Source organism: Rhodococcus sp. AQ5-07 (assembly GCF_009707305.1).
Classification (GTDB): domain Bacteria; phylum Actinomycetota; class Actinomycetes; order Mycobacteriales; family Mycobacteriaceae; genus Rhodococcus_F; species Rhodococcus_F erythropolis.
Map to the genome: position 1 here is coordinate 5482561 of NZ_CP046099.1, position 15001 is coordinate 5497561.

Annotated in this window: 13 protein-coding genes; 8 read left to right on the forward strand and 5 right to left on the reverse strand. The window is 62.5% G+C overall.

Annotated elements, in window-relative coordinates; translation table 11 throughout:
- Positions 1-24: 24 nt before the first annotated feature.
- Positions 25-2004: an amino acid permease gene (locus GJB56_RS25510; protein WP_113682061.1), complete on the reverse strand. Its 1980-nt coding sequence runs from the start codon at positions 2002-2004 to the stop codon at positions 25-27.
- 4 nt (positions 2005-2008) lie between these two features.
- Positions 2009-2827 (reverse strand): polysaccharide deacetylase family protein, encoded by an 819-nt coding sequence (locus tag GJB56_RS25515; protein ID WP_113682062.1) that lies wholly within the window; start codon positions 2825-2827, stop codon positions 2009-2011.
- A 122-nt stretch (positions 2828-2949) separates the two neighbouring features.
- Between GJB56_RS25515 and GJB56_RS25520 the strand changes: the two genes are divergently transcribed.
- From GJB56_RS25520 to GJB56_RS25530, 3 genes are all read left to right on the forward strand, one after another.
- Positions 2950-4479 (forward strand): LCP family protein, encoded by a 1530-nt coding sequence (locus GJB56_RS25520; RefSeq protein ID WP_230091073.1) that lies wholly within the window; start codon positions 2950-2952, stop codon positions 4477-4479.
- Between the two features lie 133 nt (positions 4480-4612).
- A complete protein-coding gene (locus GJB56_RS25525) occupies positions 4613-4819 on the forward strand; it encodes a hypothetical protein (protein WP_124568973.1) in 207 nt (68 codons plus the stop codon).
- Between the two features lie 46 nt (positions 4820-4865).
- Positions 4866-5696, forward strand: a complete 831-nt coding sequence (locus GJB56_RS25530) for a crotonase/enoyl-CoA hydratase family protein (protein ID WP_113682064.1) — start codon at positions 4866-4868, stop codon at positions 5694-5696.
- 87 nt (positions 5697-5783) lie between these two features.
- Here GJB56_RS25530 and GJB56_RS25535 read toward each other — a convergent pair whose 3' ends face one another.
- The gene (locus GJB56_RS25535) at positions 5784-6275 is read right to left on the reverse strand and encodes an inorganic diphosphatase (protein WP_003941181.1); all 492 of its coding nucleotides are present in this window, start codon (positions 6273-6275) and stop codon (positions 5784-5786) included.
- A 103-nt stretch (positions 6276-6378) separates the two neighbouring features.
- Here GJB56_RS25535 and dacB point away from each other — a divergent pair, with 103 nt between their 5' ends.
- The 5 genes from dacB (at position 6379) to GJB56_RS25560 (ending at position 11796) form a co-directional block, all read left to right on the forward strand.
- On the forward strand, positions 6379-7788 hold the full coding sequence (dacB, locus tag GJB56_RS25540; RefSeq protein ID WP_021333820.1) for a D-alanyl-D-alanine carboxypeptidase/D-alanyl-D-alanine endopeptidase: 1410 nt from the start codon (positions 6379-6381) through the stop codon (positions 7786-7788).
- Positions 7788-8861 carry a zinc-dependent metalloprotease gene (locus tag GJB56_RS25545; RefSeq protein WP_019746776.1) on the forward strand — a complete coding sequence of 358 codons (1074 nt, stop codon included), beginning with the start codon at positions 7788-7790 and terminating at the stop codon, positions 8859-8861. Before dacB ends, GJB56_RS25545 begins: the two co-directional genes overlap by 1 nt.
- The gene (tilS, locus tag GJB56_RS25550) at positions 8862-9839 is read left to right on the forward strand and encodes a tRNA lysidine(34) synthetase TilS (RefSeq protein WP_113682065.1); all 978 of its coding nucleotides are present in this window, start codon (positions 8862-8864) and stop codon (positions 9837-9839) included. It begins immediately after the preceding gene.
- A gap of 3 nt (positions 9840-9842) precedes the next feature.
- Entirely contained in the window at positions 9843-10397 is a 555-nt protein-coding gene (gene hpt / locus GJB56_RS25555) for a hypoxanthine phosphoribosyltransferase (RefSeq protein ID WP_019746778.1), read from the forward strand.
- A gap of 784 nt (positions 10398-11181) precedes the next feature.
- Entirely contained in the window at positions 11182-11796 is a 615-nt protein-coding gene (locus tag GJB56_RS25560) for a DUF2510 domain-containing protein (RefSeq protein WP_029537491.1), read from the forward strand.
- Between the two features lie 358 nt (positions 11797-12154).
- Here the strand turns inward: GJB56_RS25560 and GJB56_RS25565 are convergent, their stop codons facing one another.
- Together GJB56_RS25565 and GJB56_RS25570 are read right to left on the reverse strand one after the other, a co-directional pair.
- Positions 12155-13564: an acyl-CoA synthetase gene (locus tag GJB56_RS25565; RefSeq protein ID WP_113682066.1), complete on the reverse strand. Its 1410-nt coding sequence runs from the start codon at positions 13562-13564 to the stop codon at positions 12155-12157.
- A gap of 28 nt (positions 13565-13592) precedes the next feature.
- Positions 13593-14933: an SLC13 family permease gene (locus tag GJB56_RS25570; RefSeq protein ID WP_003945503.1), complete on the reverse strand. Its 1341-nt coding sequence runs from the start codon at positions 14931-14933 to the stop codon at positions 13593-13595.
- Between the last annotated feature and the right edge of the window lie 68 nt (positions 14934-15001).

The window sequence follows — 15001 nt, forward strand, 5'->3', positions numbered from 1 at the left end:
TCCCTCTGCTCGTCGTTTGCCGCGTCAACCGACGTGGACGTGTGGCCGTCGGGACTGGTCGGGTTCGGCTCGGCGGAGAACCTCTCGGGTCACGGGAGCGGTTTCGCCCTCACCGATGAAGAGGAATCGGAGCAGGTACATGATCGGGTTTCCCTCGGTCCACTCGAAGTAGACGTCGGGAATCACGCCGGTGATGTCTCTCGTCCGCAGGAGAACCGCCGCAATGGTGTTGGGGACGGCAGGGCTGTCGACCCAGAGGATCCGGTGCTCACCGCGCTGTCGTCCGTGGACGAGAAGATCGGTGCTGAATTCGGAGGAGTCTGTGACGTTGACTTCGATGAAGATGATCGACTCCGCCTCCGGGATGTTGCTTTCGGCGCGCTGCTGCGATTCCTTCTGCCGATACTCGTCCTCGTCGAGACGATCGACGTCGTGCGCCACCATCGCGAGGTAACCCTTCTCGGCTGCCTCGGCGATGAATCGCAGTGCAGTCTCGTCGAATTCGACGGAGGTTGCCCGTAGTTCGAAGGCTCGCGAGATCCGGGAAAGGAAGGACACCACCATGATCGCGGCGATGAAAAACGACGCCACTTTCACACCGTCTGGACGTTCGAAGATGTTCGCGATCGTCGTGTAGACGAACAAAACTGCGACAAAACTGAACCCTACGAACAGTTTTCGCTGACCGTGCTTGCGAGCGGACAGGGCAACGGCGACGGTCGCCGACGAGATGAGCACGAGGACACCGGTTGCGTACGCGGAACTCTGAGCGTCGACACCGGCGTCGAAGTAGATCGTGACGGTGATGGCGATGACGCTGAACACGAGGACCAGCGGACGCACGGCGCGGGCCCACGACGGCGCCATGCCGTAGCGGGGGAGATACCTCGGAACAAGATTGAGCAACCCTGCCATTGCCGACGCACCGGCAAACCAAAGGATCAGGATCGTGCTGAGATCGTAGACGGTTCCGAAGATCTCACCCAGATAGTCGTGCGCGAGGAAGGCAAGCGCGCGACCGTTGGCAGCGCCTCCGGGTTGGAACTCGTTTTCTGGGATCAGGATGGTGGTGACCAGGCTCGACGTCAGCAGGAATCCACTCATGATCAGCGCCGCAGTGGTGAGCAGGCGCCGTGCGCCTTTGATGCGGCCACGTGGATTCTGTTCGGTGTCGTGCGGATCGCCCTTGATCTGCGGCATGACCGCGACGCCGGTTTCGAAGCCGGACAGACCGAGAGCCAACTTCGGGAAGACGATCAGCGCGATCAGGATCATCATCGCCGGGTTTCCGTGCTCGGTGGTCATGGCGCGCGTCCAGTCGGTGACCAACGACGGCGCGGTCGCGATGTGCCACAAACCTACGGAGATGACCACCACGTTCAAGGCGAGGTAGACGGCGACCAATCCGACAGCGATACCGATAGCTTCGGTGAATCCGCGGAGGAATACCGCGGCGAGGAGCGCGAGCAGAACAAGGGTGACGGCGACGGTGTGTCCGGAGAGAAAGGTTGGAGCAAAAGGATTCTCGACGAGGTGCGCCGTGGCATCGGCGGCCGAGAGCGTCATAGTGATGAGGAAATCGGTGGCCGCGAATCCGAGAAGCACGAGAACGAAGATCTTGCCGCGCCACTTGGGTAGCAGCTTCTCGAGCATGGCGATCGACCCCTCGCCATGCGGACTCTCGCGAGCCACTCGCCGGTAGACCGGGAGCGCACCGAACAGCGTCAGCAGAATCAACACGACTGTCGCGATGGGAGCCAACGTGCCGGCCGCCAGTGCCGCGATACCGGGTTGGTAACCGAGAGTGGAGAAGTAATCGACACCCGTCAGGCACATCACCTTCCACCACGGGTGGCGCTTCTCCTTCTTCGGCGCCATCCGGTGTGGCCCCAGATGTCCGGCGGGTTCCTCGGTGATGTCCGCGAGCAGCCAGGCCTCGGTGCGTTGTTTCACAGACGGAGCCCTGTTGTCGGCCGGAACCTCGTTGTCGGCTGCGGTCACCACGGCGTCACGGCTTCAGATAGACATCGTTGAGCGTGACCGTCCGCAGGTTCCGGCTTCGGATGATGTCCACCAGTTGCGGATACACGTGGGTCACGGGCAGATAGTTGAGGTGTCCGATCACTATGGCCCCCGGATTGAAGTACTGGTTCGCCATCTGCAGGATGTACTCCTCGGTGATCAACGAAGAATCCGACAGCGACCCGTACCAGAGGGTGGGTACGGTGTAGCCGACGCTCGCGGCCACGGAATCGACTGTCGCGTTGTGCCTTCCATACGGCGGCCGAAAGTACGGCGCCGCATCCACGCCGTAGGTGTTGCGCAGGAACGTGCCGTTCTTCGTCAGCTCGTCGGCGATCTGCTGCTTCGACACTGACGTCAGATCCGGGTGCGAGTAGGTGTGATTGCCGAGCTGAATTTGTCCGCTCTCGACAAGAGGTCTTAGAAGTCCGGCGTTTTCGGTCCACGAGTTGTATTGCCCGTTGACGAAGTACGTCAAACGGATGCCGGTGTCTTTTGCGAACTGTGTGTAGAGGCGCACGACTTCGGAGCTGGCCCCGTCGTCAACCGTCAGGGCCAACAGATCCCCGCCGCCGGGCAGGGCGGTCAACGATCCGCCGGCGGGCAGCGGCACCCGGGCAGACTGCGGTGGAGGCGGCAGCAAGGCAGGCGGGAGATTCGGAACAGCGGCAGGGTCTGCTGGCTCGTCGGCTGCGGCGACCGCCGTCCCGACCGAACGTGACGAACAAGCGGTTCCCATGGTCACTGCGGCGGTTCCGGTCAGAGTTGCTGCTGCGAGGGCACTGAGGAAGCGTCGGCGGTCCACAGGGCGGAGCCTAGAGCAGATTCGCCCAATTCGGACTTCATTCTCAGCGTTCTTTCAGCGAATGACCAGCCGTGTCCGGTATCGACAGGTTCTACTCAGGAACGGTGGATAGCGTGTCGGCCGTGGAACCGCGACCTCGACACTCGGCAACCAGGCACAGGCGTAGGCGTCAACCGCAGCGGTCGACGCTCTCGGTGGGGCGCAAGCTGGCGGCGGCGTCCCTGTCGACGACGATTCTGGTGGGCGTCGGAATCGGCTGGTACGTGCAGTCGGATCTCACGTCGGGGCTGTACCGATCGGACGCGCTCTCCGTCCTCGGCGACGACGCCGGAAGTTCACTCGACGGGGATACCAACATCTTGTTGATCGGGCTCGACAGTCGCAAGGCGATGGACGGCAGCGATCTGCCGGCAGAGTTCGTCACCGACAAGTTACATGCAGGGGACAGTGATGTGGGTGGGTACAACACGAACACGCTTATCCTGCTCCATGTTCCGGGCGATGGTGGCAAGGCCAGTGCAGTGGCGATTCCACGCGACGATTACGTCTCTGTACCCGGCTATGGAATGGCCAAGATCAAGGAAGCCTACGGAATGGCGAAGGCTGATGCGGACGCCAAACTCGTAGCGGACGGTGTGACGGATCCTGCTGCACGAGAACAACAAGCGCGTGAAGTCGGTAGGCGGTCGACACTGACCACCGTGCAGAATCTGCTCAAGGTTCCGATCGATCACTTTGCCGAAGTTAACCTGATGGGCTTCTATGACGTCGTCTCGGCTATCGGTCCTGTTCAGGTGTGCCTCAACAATCCGGTGCAGGATGACTTCTCGGGCGCCAACTTCCCGGCGGGGGTTCAGACTCTCGATGCGTCACAGGCACTTTCGTTTGTCCGTCAACGCCACGGCCTGGACAACGGGGACTTGGATCGCACCCACCGGCAGCAGGCTTTCATCAGCGCGGTGATCGCCAACTTGAAGGGCTCCGGCGTCATCGGAAACATTCCGAAGATGACGGCACTGGCCGACGTGGTGAAGAAGGACGTGGTGATCGATTCCGCCATGGATCCCGTCCGATTCGCTTCTCAGGCAAGCGCTCTCGCGGGTGGGAACATCGACTTCTACACCCTGCCCATCGAGGGATACGAGACCGTCGACGGCCAGGACGTCAACATGGTCGATCCGGCGCGTCTGCGTAGCGAAGTGTCGCGGATCTTCGCGGGAGGTGACTCGGCATCTGCACCTGCGATGGACACCGCGATCTCGACCGGGAACGAAGTTGTGGACATCCGCAACGGAACCGCGACGGACGGGTTGGGCGCCGCGTTGGCAGCGGCGATGAAAGCGTCGGGAGTCGAAGTCGGAGAGGTGAGCACCGCAGCTGCGACGGCAAAGTCGGTGGTCAGCTATGGAGTCGGCGCCAAAGTCGTCGCAGAGGCGCTGGCCGAGCAGTTGGGCGTGGCCGCAGTGCCGAACGAGCAGGCAGCGGCCGAATCAGTGTCTGTACTGATCGGTGAGGACAATGCGCAGACCGTGTTCTCGGCCGCTCCGGCGCAGTCGGACTCCTCGGTATCCGCCGGCACAGTTCCCGACACGGGAGCGCAGGGATCACCTATCCGAGCGGACGCGAATGGCGGCATTCCCTGTGTGGACTAACTCTCAGGTAATTCGCACGAAACTCACGCTGACTTCTTCGATCTGCGGGTCTACATTGGAGAAGTCGAACTCAGTCGGGTACTTCACCTTTGGGGTACCTGACTGAGATTGCGTAGTTGAAAGGATCACCGACATGGCTACAACAGCAGCGGTACAGAATCCGACACGCTCACGTGCCAGGACCATGTCCTTGTCCGAGTACGTGGCAGAGCATCCGGCGCAGCGCGTTTTCCCGCCCACGAGTGAGCGGGCGGCCAGGATGGCGATGCTCATCATGTTCGCCCTGATGGCCGTCACCCTCGTCGTACTGGTACTTGACGAGGCAGGAATCTTCGGATGAAGGCAGCGGTCTTCGGCTGAGCCCGACCTTTAGTTACTCTTGAGTAATGACTGAACAGAAGAGCTGGAATGCGTTCACCGTCGAGCGCGAAGACAACTTTGCCCAGGTGACGCTGATCGGGCCGAGCAAGGGCAACGCGATGGGGCCGGATTTCTGGAATGAACTCCCCGAAATCTTCGCCGACCTCGACGCCGATCCCGAGGTGCGTGCAATCGTCATCGCCGGTTCCGGCAAGCACTTCTCGTTCGGCCTGGACCTGCCGGCGATGAGCGGTGAATTCGGTGCCGTCCTCGCGGACAAGGCTCAGGCAGGCCCGCGCACCAAGTTCCACGACATGATCAAGCGCATGCAGTCGGGCATCAATGCCGTCGCAGACTGCCGCAAGCCCGTCGTTGCAGCTGTTCAGGGCTGGTGCATCGGCGGCGGCGTCGACCTCATCACGGCGGCGGACATCCGCTACGCAAGTGCCGATGCCAAGTTCAGCATCCGCGAGGTCAAGGTCGCGATCGTCGCAGACATGGGCAGCCTCGCGCGTCTGCCCGCGATCATCGGTGACGGACACCTGCGTGAATTGGCTCTGACCGGCAAGGACATCGACGCAGCGCGCGCCGAGAAGATCGGTCTCGTCAACGACGTTTTCGAAGATGCCGACGCGGTACTGGCCGCGGCGCGCGCGACCGCCAAGGAGATTGCGCTCAATCCGCCGCTCGTGGTCCACGGGATCAAGGACGTGCTCGATCACACCCGCAGCGCGAGCGTGAACGACAGCCTTCGCTACGTCGCAGCCTGGAACGCGGCGTTCCTGCCGTCGCAGGATCTGACCGAGGCCATCACCGCCGTCTTCCAGAAGCGCCCGCCGGTCTTCCAGGGTGAGTAGAAACTGCAAGGGTGAGTAAAAACAGCACAAAAATCCCCGCACATCTTCCGATGTGCGGGGATTTTCGTAAGGCCTGAGAACTCGAGCTCAGTGACCGCCGTTGGCAGCGAGACGCTTGATCGAAGCCTCGATCTCGGCCTCTGCCTCGGCGCGGCCGACCCAGTTGGCTGCCTCGACGTGCTTGTTCGGCTCGAGGTCCTTGTAGTGGACGAAGAAGTGCTTGATCGCATCGAGCTCGAACTGTGAGATGTCACCCAGATCCTGGATGTGATCCCAGCGGGGGTCACCGGCCGGAACGCAGAGGACCTTGTCGTCTCCGCCGGCCTCGTCGACCATCTTGAACATCGCGACTGCGCGAGCCTCGACGATGACGCCGGGGAAGACCGACTCGGGGAGCAGGACCATGGCGTCGAGCGGATCGCCGTCCTCACCCAGGGTGTTTTCGATGAAGCCGTAGTCGGCCGGGTAGCCGAAAGCTGTGTAGAGGTAGCGATCGAGTTTGACGCGACCGGTTACGTGGTCGACCTCGTACTTGTTGCGCTGACCCTTGGGGATCTCGATGGTGACGTCGAACTCCACGCCGATTCCTCGCTGTCGTGTCGGTAATGATTCGTCGGAAGGATATCGGGTCAAGGATAAGGTTGCCTGACCACCCAGTAGGCAGAGCACAGACGGAGGGGCGTTGGCGGGCCAAGGAAAGAAGAAGATCGGCTCGTTGGAAGAGAGTCGACGGCGTAACTTCCGCATCCTTCTGGCGGTCGGTGCAGTGGTTGTACTGGCCGTCGCCGGAGTTGTCGTCGTGAAACTCGGTACGTCGAACGACACAGCCGGCAGCGCGACTGTGACTACGTCGCCGCAGCCTGCGCTCGTGACGCCGTCACCTCAGGTGGTGCCCGTCCCGACGGACGCACCGATCCCGAGCGCGTCGGGAATCGCAGCGGCGATCGGCCCGGCTGTGGCCAACCCGGATCTGGGGAAGTTCACCGGAGTAGTCGCTGATGCGCTCACCGGAAACATTCTGTGGAGCGCAGACCCGTCGACGCCGATGACGCCTGCGTCCACGACGAAGGTGCTCACCGCATCGGCGGCATTGCTGAAGTTGCCGCTCGACCACAGGCTGTCCACGACAGTGGTGCCTGGAACGAGCCCCGGGCAGGTCGTTCTGGTCGGCGGCGGTGACCCGACGCTGACGGCGACGCCGAAGGGGCAGAGCGGGTACTACGCCAACGCAGCGCACATCGCGGATCTCGTCGACCAGATCAAGGCTGCCGGTACGCCGGTGACCAGCGTCGTGGTGGACTCGAGCTTGTTCAAGGGCGACAACATGGCCACCGGATGGTTCCCCGCTGACATCGCGGCCGGTTACATCACCCCGATCGAATCGGTGATGATCGAAGGCGGTCGGTACGACGGCACTCAAGACGAGTCGCCGCGTTCGGAAACGCCCGCGTTGGACGCGGGCAAGGTGCTCGCTCAGGCCCTCGGTGTCGATCCCGCCAACGTGAGTCTCGGCGCGGCGCCTGCCGGTGCCAAGCCGATCGCCACCGTGCAGTCGGCGCCGCTGAGCGACCGGCTGCTGCAGATGATGGAACATTCCGACAACGTGCTCGCCGAGACCATCGGGCGTGAGGTCGCGATTGCCTCCGGAATCGAAGCCTCGTTCACCGGAGCCGTCGACGCGACCGGCAAGACCTTGCAGGCCGCCGGGTTCGACTACACCGGGGTTTCGCTGCACGATTCCAGCGGACTTTCCGTCGACGATCTCATTCCCGCTCAGGTACTCGATCGCGTCATGACGGCGGCGGCCGGTGACGGTGATCCGAAACTGCGTCCGCTGCTGGACTACCTTCCGGTGGCCGGCGGAACAGGAAGTTTGTCCGACCGCTACGCGTCCGGAAACCGAACCGGTGCGGGTTGGGTACGGGCCAAGACGGGAACTCTCTCGACGGCCAGCGCGTTGTCAGGGTTCGTGGTCGATCAGAACGGGCGAGTGCTCACCTTCGCACTGATGTCCAATGACCGGCCGCCAGAAGTGAGCCGTCCTGCCCTGGACGCGATTGCCGGAGCATTGAGGAATTGCGGGTGCCAATAGTGGCCGAAAAGACTCCACAAGATGATGAAGCCTCGGCTCCGCTCGGTGGTGCCGTCGACTGGAGTCTTGCCGCCAAAGCCGGGATAAAACTGGCGCGCGGCGGCCCCGCGATGTCTCGCTACACGGCCGAGACGGCAACCGCAGAACTCGCCGAAGCGTCCAAGCGCGCAGAACTGCCAGTTCGTGAAGTGACCGGTTTGGCCGACGGTCTACCGGTCCCGGCCGCTGACGTGCTGGACCGGGCCGGGTGGATCACGGCGGCCTCGCGGTCGATGGCGCATCTCACCGGCGCCGACCCTGACGGCAGTGGCAATCTCATCGTCGGAAAGCCGGCGGGCTTGCAGGCCGGCGCCATGCTGGCGTACCTGTCTTCGGCGATCCTCGGGCAGTACGACCCGTTCACCGGCGAGCACGGCACCCTGCTTCTGGTCACACCGAACATCGTCTCCGTCGAACGGTCCCTTCGGCTGAACCCGAGTGACTTCCGGTTGTGGGTCTGCCTGCACGAGGTCACTCACCGGGTTCAGTTCTCGTCCTCACCGTGGCTAGCGGAGTACATGAAGGAATCCGTCGAAACGCTCGGAGCGACGGTGGACGAGTCGATGACCGACGTTGTCGGGCGCCTTGCTGCAGAGCTGCGCTCGCGGAAGGAACCCGACTCCAGTGACGGTGCGACGGCGGGCGGGATCATCGGCCTGCTGCGTGCTTCGCAGGCGGAACCCCAGCGTGACGCGCTGGATCGGATGCTCGTACTCGGCACTCTCCTCGAAGGGCATGCAGACCACGTGATGGACGCCGTCGGCCCCGCCGTGGTGCCGTCGGTGGCAACTATCCGCGCGGCCTTCGACAAGCGTCGGCAGCGCAAGTCCAACCCCGTGCAGCGGATCATCAAGATGCTTCTCGGCATGGACGCCAAGATGGCGCAGTACGTACGCGGCAAGGCCTTCGTCGACGCGGTAGTTCTCAAGGTCGGCATGGAGCAGTTCAACACCATCTGGACCGGGCCCGAGACCTTGCCGTTGCTCGACGAGATCGACAATCCCGACGCGTGGGTAAAGCGCGTTCTCGGCTAGATGCTGCTGCCTGAGACGCCTGCCCTCCTGGCGCTGCGACAGGCCGTGCGGGCGTGGACGGTCGTATTCGAGCCACGACGCCGTGTGGTCGTCGCACTGTCCGGGGGAGCCGATTCGTTGGCGCTGACCGCAGCAGCCGTGGCGGAAACCGATTCCGTCGACGCGTTGATCGTGGACCATCGGTTACAAGATGGTTCTGATGCCGTCGCACGCTCGGCCGCAGACCAGGCGCTGGCGCTGGGTTGCCGGACCGCGACGGTGCTGACCGTCGACGTAGCCGAAGGTGGGAGTCTCGAAGCCGCCGCGCGTGAGGCTCGGTACAGCGCTCTGCGCGACACCAGGACTGACCTCCCGGTTCTGCTCGGACACACGCTCGACGATCAAGCAGAGACCGTCCTTCTCGGACTGTCCCGCGGGTCCGGTGGGCGATCGATTCAGGGTATGGCTGCATTCGACGCCCCCTGGGGACGGCCGCTACTCGGCATCCGTCGATCGGTGACCAGGGCGGCCTGCGTCGACCTGGGCTTCACGCCGTGGGAGGACCCGCACAACAACAATCCCGAGTTCACTCGCGTGCGTCTGCGGCACGAGGCGTTGCCGCTGCTCGAAGAAATTCTCGGCGGGGGAGTTGCCGAGGCGTTGGCCCGAACCGCGACGCAGTTGCGTGAGGACGGCGAGGCGCTCGACGAGTACGCCGAGGCCCTACTTCTACGGGCTGTCGTCGACGGGAAAGTGGAAGTGGACACACTTGCCGAAGCGCCCACCGCAATCCGCCGACGCGCTCTGCGAGCCTGGCTGCTTCAGGGCGGCGCAAAAGCATTGACGGACAAACAGTTACGGGCGGTCGACGCCCTGGTGATCGACTGGCGGGGGCAAGGCGGCGTCGCGATCGGGGGCGGAACACCGGAGGCGAGGTTGGTGGCGGCCCGGCGACGTGGCAGGCTGATCCTCGGATTCGAAGACCGACGAAGGGTTTGACGCGTGTACGAGGGCGACATCGCATCGGTACTGATCTCCGAAGAACAGATCCGTGCACGAACGGCGGAACTGGCTGAGGAAATCGCCAAGCGTTACCCGGCAGGCGCCCCCGAAGGGGATCTCCTGCTGATCGGCGTCCTCAAGGGAGCGGTCTTCTTCATGACCGACTTCGCCCGCGCCCTGCCGATCCCGTCGCAGATGGAATTCATGGCCGTGAGCTCCTACGGATCCTCGACCTCGTCTTCGGGCGTCGTCCGCATCCTCAAGGACCTCGACAAGGACATCGCCGGTCGCCACGTGCTGATCGTCGAGGACATCATCGACTCGGGCCTGACGTTGTCGTGGTTGATGCGCAACCTCAAGACGCGCAATCCCGCTTCGCTCGAGGTCGTCACCCTGCTCCGCAAGCCGGACGCCGTCAAGATCGACGTCGACGTCCGCGACGTGGGCTTCGACATCCCCAACGAGTTCGTCGTCGGTTACGGCCTCGACTACGCCGAGCGGTACCGCGATCTGCCGTACATCGGCACCCTGGACCCTGAGGTCTACGGCGGCTGAGCCTGCTCGCGCCTGGAGTGCGGCTCAGGCGCGGACCCTGGGCAAGACATCGTCGTGCTCCAAATGGTTTCGTGTCGGGGCGCTGAGCGGTTCGTTCCAGTTTTGTGTTGGGATCGGGATGGATTTGATTTCCGAGTTGTGAACTGACGTGGATAACGCAGCTGCATCCCTGCGTGGCATACCAAATTGCTGTGAAGTGGTTCAATTCGCAGATCAGCGAATGGTGTCCCGGCGATTTCCGTTGAGGCATCTCGAAGTTCCTGCTGACGTGTCCACGGCTACGGCTACGGCCACAGACTCGAAGCATGGCGATGTCACGTGTCTCCGACAAGTAGCCGCGATGCTTGAACGTACCCATAAAACACGCAAATTCCGCGTCGACGGATTGATCTCTCGATCAATCGCCGATGGTAGGCGTAGCGATGCGCTTTCGACGGCTCCTCATATTTTGGCCGTGCTGGCAAGTTCATCGACGGCGTACGGCTGAAGTCGGGGTACTCGCCGACTAGGTGCTGCGGTTAGGTGAGTTTCGTTCTGGAAAAGGCGAGGTAGTAGGTCCAAGGCTCGTCCTTTGTTCCGATAGGGTGGCGCTCGATCTCCAAAACTGGACGGTTTGTCGGTATCACTCTCTATTCTGATTGAACTAACGAAATCCGTTTCAGCGGACCGGTCCCGAACGCGTTGCATTCAAGATTTATGGATGGGACAGATTCGCTAATTTTGGCAATTTCCAACCACACCCACCAGTGTGATCGGTTCTATCCAGGAATGAAGGAGCACGACGATGTCCGAGCCATCTGACCAGATACCCGCGGGCTGGTACCCAGATCCAGCGGGCGGTCAACGTTACTGGGATGGGACAAAGTGGCTACCCCTGCCTGCGCCGGATTCGAAGGACTCGCCCACATCGCGAAAGCGGCCACCGAAGAAGGTTTTGATAGCGGCGCTGGCGATTGTTCTTCTCGCGGCGGTCGGCGGGACAGTCTGGAAACTGTCCCATGATTCCAACGTGAAGGCTGAGCGGGATGCAGCGGCAGCGGCGGTTCAGTTGGCGGCCGATGAAGAAGCTGCCCGCGTTGCCGCCGAAAAATCCGCTCAGGAGAGTAAGGATGCTAGCGAACGCGCCCGACGTATCTTGGCGGTGACCAATATTGAAAGCAGCGTCAAGACAATGGCTGAGGATCACGTTACGAAAGGGTTTATGGACGGTCCGATTATTTCGGTGTCCTGTTCCCCTGTCGGGGGTGGTTCGACTGATGACCTATCTGAAAAAACCACGGTCTTTGAGTGCTTCGCAGCCAACGAGAATAAGGGCGACGGCATGATGAGTGGATACAAGTACCACGCGACGATGAACTGGAGTTCTGGAGAGTTCACCTACGGACTTGGGAAGCCCTGATTCGTAAGGCATCGAATCCCTTGGACGCTTACCGTCGAAGAGATGCTGCAATCGAGTTCACGGGCGGTAGGTAGTTATCTAGCTCAGCTTCGTTTGGTTTCAAGGTTGATGGCTGACTTTGACCTACGCAGGGAGCTGGCAAGGTAACCATCCTCGTAGAGGGTGCGATCGGGTCCTCGGCGATTCGTGAAAACGAAAAGACTTCCGCGAGTGACGGGGCAGCCTGGCGGCAAACTGTGCGAGTGCGAGTGAGAACCTTGAGGCGCATCGGTGCTGTACCGCCGTCTCGATGCTGGTATCGGGTGCGGTCGTGCAGAACTCACGACCGCACCGCGTCGATTGCGCAAGCGAGTTGCCTTCAGAGCGTCAGCAGCTTCTTCTGGACTTTGCCCATAGCGTTGCGGGGCAAGCTGTCCACCAGACAAACCTGACGAGGGCGCTTGTGGATCGACAGCGATTCGGCGACGAAGTCCGAAACCACCGCGCAGTCGGCTACATCTCCGACGATGAATGCGACTATGCGCTGGCCGAGATCGTCGTCCGGCACACCGACGACGGCGGCCTCGCGAACACCGGGGTATGCCAGAAGTGCCTGTTCCACCTCGCCTGCACCGATGCGGTATCCACCGGACTTGATCATGTCGACCGACTCGCGGCCGACGATGCGGTGGAATCCGCTGTCGTCGATCACCGCGATGTCGCCGGTGCGGAACCAGCCGTCCTCGGTTATGGATTCCGCTGTCTTCGAGGGGTTCCCGAGGTACTCGTCGAAGAGCACGGCTCCCGCAACTTCCAGTTGCCCAAGCTGCTCTCCGTCGTGCGCCGACAATTCGCCGTTCTCGCCGCGCAACCTCGTCCTGACTCCGGGAACAGCGTGCCCGACCCAACCCGGGCGACGTTCGCCGTCGTGCGTCGTGCTGACGGTGATGAGGGTTTCACTCATGCCGTAGCGCTCGACGGGAGCCAATCCGGTCAGCGATTTCATCCGCTCGAACAATGGAACCGGAAGTGGTGCACTTCCGGACACGAGCAAGCGCGCGGATCGCAATGCTGCTGCCGCCGAGGGCTCACCGCACACGCGTGACCAGACGGTCGGAACACCGAAGTACAACGAGCCACCCGCTGCGGCATACGAATCCGGAGTTGGTCTGACGGTATGAATCAGCGGTGAACCGACGCGCAATGCGCCCAACACGCCGAGAATCAACCCATGGACGTGGAAGAGGGGCAGTCCGTGGACGAGTGTGTCCTCCGGAGTCCAATTCCACACGTGGGCAAGTGCGTCGAGATCTACTGCGATCGCTGCTCGCGAGAGGACGACGCCTTTCGGCGCTCCGGTGGTTCCTGAGGTGTACATGATCAGTGCGGTAGCTGCCGCGCTCGGTTCGGGATAGGACGTCGCAGATCGCGCGTGGATATCGATGGGAATCAACGGGATACTCGAATCCGACGGTCCGTCTCCGAGTATCAGTTCGGCCTGGGAATCGGCGATGATGTGCTGACGTTCGAGCGGGCCGGAGTCCGGTGGGATCGGGACCACGGCAACACCGGCGATCAGCGCGCCAGCGACGGCGACCACTGTCTCGAGGCCGGCGGCGGCTTGTACTGCCACTCGCTGTGCACCGTGGATTCGATCGGCGACCGCGGTGGCGGCGGCCAACAAGTCGGCGCGAGAGAGGGTCGCGCCTTCGCCGAAACTGACCGCCGCTCCGTGATCGTCGAAGATGCGGGGGTCGAGGGAGCGCAGAAGTGTGGATTCGCTGTTCATCGCGAGTTCCCTTTCTTTGAGCGAAGATTCAGACGGACCAGGGAACAACGAACAGCAACCAGGCGAGAATCGGCGTCACCACCATGATGGTCATGCCCCACCGCATCGTCAGCCCGAACACCACGTCGCGTTCTTCCGGAGCGGCGTTCGCCACCACCAGCGCGCCGTTGGTCGAGAACGGACTGCAATCGACCAGAGACGAGGAGATTGCCAGTGCGATAACCAGGCCGGTTGCATTGACCTGGCCGGTCATGAGGAAGGGAATTGCCAAAGGGATTAGTGCGCCGAGGATTCCCGTGGTGGATGCAAACGCCGACACGATCGCGCCGATCAAGCAGATCAAGAAGGCCGCGAGAAGTGGAATGCCCACGTGTGCAACCGAATCCCCGAGCCACTGGACGGTGTTTTGGTTCTGCAATAGGGCCACGTATGTGACGATTCCGCCGATGAGGAGGACGGTGCCCCAGCTGATCTTGTCGACGGCTCCGCGGGCGGAGGCCGGGAAGATCAGGGTGAGAAGTACCGCGACGGTCAGTGCGGTGAATCCGACGTCGAGGTCGAAGACCAAGGCGCCGAGTGCAAGTGATGCCAGCCCGAGCAGGGTGAGTCGCCGCTCGAGATTGAGTGCTCCCTCGTGCGGAGCGGTCCCACCCGAGGACTTGCCGCCACCCTTCGAGCTGTCGCCGGAACCCGAACCGGTGATGGTGTCGCCACCGCCCGACGCGTTGCCGACTGCGCTGACGAGCACGCGCTCCGAGGCGCCGCGTGCAATCAATGCGCGACCGCCGAACGAGACGTACGCGATTGCGGCAACAACGGCCGCGGCTGCGAAGGTCGAGACGAACAGCAAGGCCGGGCTGGACGGGAGGCCGTTCTGGCGCATGACGTCGTTGGTGATCACACCGAAGATTCCGATAGGGGAGAAGCTGCCCGCCGTTGCGCCTTGGACGACCATGAAGCCCATCAGCATGGGGTGGATCCGGTAGCGGGTGGCGAAGCCCATCGCCACGGGCGCGATGATGGCAACGGCAGCGGGACTGACCGCGCCCATGGCGGTGACGGCCGCGCACACCGCGAACATCGCCCACGGCACGAGGGCCACTCGTCCTCTGACCGCACGGACCGCCGCGTGAATGATCCAATCGACCGTGCCGTTGTTTCTGGCCAGCGCGAACAGGTAGGTGACGCCGACCAGGATGACGAAGAGGCTGGCCGGGAAGCCGTCGAGGATCTCGCTGGTATCGACAGTGAAGACCAGTGTTCCGACGACGAAGGCAGCCACCAGGGCAAGCGCACCCATGTTCACCGACCTCACGGTGGATATGACGAACACCAGGACAAGTACTGACAGGGCTATGACATTTGCCATCGAACTCTCAATCCGTTCGCGACCAGCTTGTGGTCTGCATCACTTGGAATTGGCCTAGCCTCTCTGCC

Excerpts from the sequence above, each read along its gene's own strand:
- tilS (WP_113682065.1), top strand. The coding sequence starts at position 8,862 with ATGCTGCTGCCTGAGACGCCTGCCCTCCTGGCGCTGCGACAGGCCGTG.
- GJB56_RS25525 (WP_124568973.1), top strand. The coding sequence starts at position 4,613 with ATGGCTACAACAGCAGCGGTACAGAATCCGACACGCTCACGTGCCAGG.
- GJB56_RS25530 (WP_113682064.1), top strand. The coding sequence starts at position 4,866 with ATGACTGAACAGAAGAGCTGGAATGCGTTCACCGTCGAGCGCGAAGAC.
- GJB56_RS25570 (WP_003945503.1), bottom strand. The coding sequence starts at position 14,933 with ATGGCAAATGTCATAGCCCTGTCAGTACTTGTCCTGGTGTTCGTCATA.
- GJB56_RS25565 (WP_113682066.1), bottom strand. The coding sequence starts at position 13,564 with ATGAACAGCGAATCCACACTTCTGCGCTCCCTCGACCCCCGCATCTTC.
- GJB56_RS25560 (WP_029537491.1), top strand. The coding sequence starts at position 11,182 with ATGTCCGAGCCATCTGACCAGATACCCGCGGGCTGGTACCCAGATCCA.